Origin of the sequence: Anaerobutyricum soehngenii (genome assembly GCF_009697165.1) — a bacterium.
In the GTDB taxonomy this organism is placed as follows: Bacteria; Bacillota; Clostridia; order Lachnospirales; family Lachnospiraceae; genus Anaerobutyricum; species Anaerobutyricum soehngenii.
Genome location: NZ_VULP01000057.1, coordinates 1 through 2,703 on the forward strand (window position 1 = coordinate 1; position 2,703 = coordinate 2,703).

General features: G+C 36.0%; 1 protein-coding gene and 1 pseudogene. Both read left to right on the plus strand.

Annotated features, from left to right (window positions below):
• Positions 1–133: 133 nt before the first annotated feature.
• Positions 134–532 (plus strand): annotated as a pseudogene (locus FYJ25_RS14795) (YhgE/Pip domain-containing protein); the annotation flags it as partial.
• Between the two features lie 75 nt (positions 533–607).
• The gene (locus FYJ25_RS14240; RefSeq protein WP_279237058.1) at positions 608–2,590 is read left to right on the plus strand and encodes a YhgE/Pip family protein; all 1,983 of its coding nucleotides are present in this window, start codon (positions 608–610) and stop codon (positions 2,588–2,590) included.
• Positions 2,591–2,703: the final 113 nt, after the last annotated feature.

Genomic DNA, 2,703 nt, shown 5'->3' on the forward strand with positions numbered 1-2,703 from the left:
TAAGTGCGCTTTTTCAGCAGTACAAGTGCTGTAACGGTAGCCAAAGCAAGCAGATTCTGCTGAAAATGCACACAAAAAGTCCGTCGGCAGTTACGGTCGTTAGACCGTTACTGCGACGGAACCTTCTCTTTATGCCTGGTTTAATATTGCAACGAATATGGATCCGTATGTGAATACGGCGGGAATTAAAATAGCAATTGTAAATGAAGACAGTGGGGCAGATAATGAAAAGCTGTCATTGAATGCGGGTAATACCATTGCAAGTAATTTAAAAGAGAATGATAAGCTGGGATGGACGTTTGTTGCACGTCAAGAGGCAATAAAGGGTGTAAAGTCAGGGGAATATTATGCAGCGATCATAATTCCGGAAGATTTCAGCAGCTCCCTGCTTAGTGTTTTATCTGGAAAAATAGAAGCTCCTCAGTTGGGTTATTATATTAATGAGAAAAAGAACGCGATAGCCCCAAAGTTTACGGATACGGGGGCAACAACTGTACAGCAGGAGATTAATGATACATTTTCTTCTGTAGCAGCGCAGACTATTTCAGAAATTGTGCAGGGTTCGGCAAAAGATCTGACAGGCGATGTGAATCAATTAAACATTAAGATGGATAGTAATCTTGCAGAAGTAAAGAAAAATATTGCGCAATATCAGAAAGTGTTGAAGAATTTCCAGAATACAACAGAACAATCGTCTTCTTTAATCAATGATACAGTAAAAACATTAGATGAAGTAAAAACTGCAGCAAATTCCGGAAATAAAGCATTATCGGATACCTCCTCTCTTTTGCAAAAAAGCAGATCATATGCAGGAGATTTTTCCAGTACATTTAGTGAGAATCTTTCAGATGGAAAAACAGTCTTTGGAGACATTTATCAATTGGTTTCAGAACAATTAGGTGATTTTGAAGCGAAAGCCGGAAAGGCAGATACAACGATAAAAAGCGGCATTGATTCGATTGAAGATTTAACAGAGAAAAATGCGCAGATTTTAAATCACCTTTCAGAATTAAATACAAACTTAAATGGGGATGATCAGCTTTTAACGACAGTGAATGAAGAAATTTCTAAATTACAAAAGCAGAATGCTTCTTTGCAGGAATTACTTACTTCTTTAAAATCTAGAAGCGCCAGACTGGAAAGCGCATTAAAAACGGCAAAAGATACAACAAAAGAGTTAAAAACATTATCCTCTAAAAATAAAAAAGCATTAAATCAATATACAGATCGTTTGAATGAGACAATTTTACCAGGTATCAATAATTCACTGGATAGTCTTTCGGCATTAAGTGGAACATTATCGTCTACCTTATTAAATATTTCACCAACAATTGACCAGATGAAGTTAATTTTAAAACAATTGGGCGCTAGTTTAACGGACACATCCTCTGCACTTACGGATACAAGTAGGGTTTTGGTGACACTTGATAAAGAACTTGGAAATATTAGTTCAGATTTAAAAGCATTACAAAGTTCGGATGCTTATGAAAAAATACTTTCTTTAAGAGGTCTTGATGCGGATTCTATTTCTGACTTTATGTCTTCTCCGGTAGAAATTAAGTCAGAGACAATGTATTCTGTAAAAAATTATGGTTCAGGTATGACACCGTTTTATACGAATCTTGCCTTATGGGTTGGTGGTTTGATTCTTGTTTCTATTTTTAAACAGGAAGTGGATAAAGATGATCAAGTGCATCATTTTAGCCCGACAAGTGCGTATATGGGACGATGGCTGTTATATGCTGCGGTAGGACTTGTTCAGGGATGCATCGTATGTATTGGGGACATTATATTATTGGGAGTGCAATGCGTTCATCCGCTTTTATTTATCATTGCGGGTATGTTTTGTTCTTTTGTATATGTCAGTTTAATTTATGCGATGGCGATTACGTTAAAGCATATAGGAAAAGCACTTTGTGTTCTTTTTATTATTCTGCAGATTCCAGGTTCTTCCGGAACATTTCCAATAGAAATGACTCCAGGATTTTTCCAGGTTCTGCATCCGTTACTTCCGTTTACTTATGGAATTAATGCAATGAGAGAATGTATTGCTGGAATGTACAGTAACTACTATATAAAGAATCTGCTGATTCTGGCAATATTTATACCGATTGCTTTTTTTATTGGACTTGTGCTTCGCCCGCTGCTTATGAATCTCAACCATTTATTTGATAAAAAACTTGCAGAGACAGATTTAATGTTATGTGAAACAGAAACAGGTGTAAATGAAAAAGGAAATCTTTCTGTAATGTTAAAAGTTCTTATGCGGGACGAAAAGCTAAAGGAAGAATTTGTAAATAGTGCCGTTAAATTTGAAAAACGATATCCGGTAATGATTCGAAGTGGATTTTTATGTATGTTGATTATTCCTCTTGTTTTTCTGATTTTGATGTTTAGCTTGAATTCCAAACTGGTATTTTTAATCCTTTGGATCACTTCTTTAGTAATACTTTGCCTTTATTTGATCTGTCTGGAATATTTTCATGATAAAATGATAAAACAGCTTGCGCTTACCGGCTTATCACCGGAAGAATTATTAGAAAGAATGAAAGAGAAAAAGAAAGAGATAAAACAGGAAAAGGTAGTGTAAAGTAGCCTATGAAAAAATGGAGCTGAAAAAAAGGCTCCATCGGAACCTTGAAAATTGCAGATATGTTAGCTTTCGGCAGCGTACGCCACCCTTGACGGCACACCAAAACAATG

Coding starts and splice junctions, on each gene's coding strand:
- FYJ25_RS14240 (WP_279237058.1), top strand. CDS start 608: ATGGATAGTAATCTTGCAGAAGTAAAGAAAAATATTGCGCAATATCAG.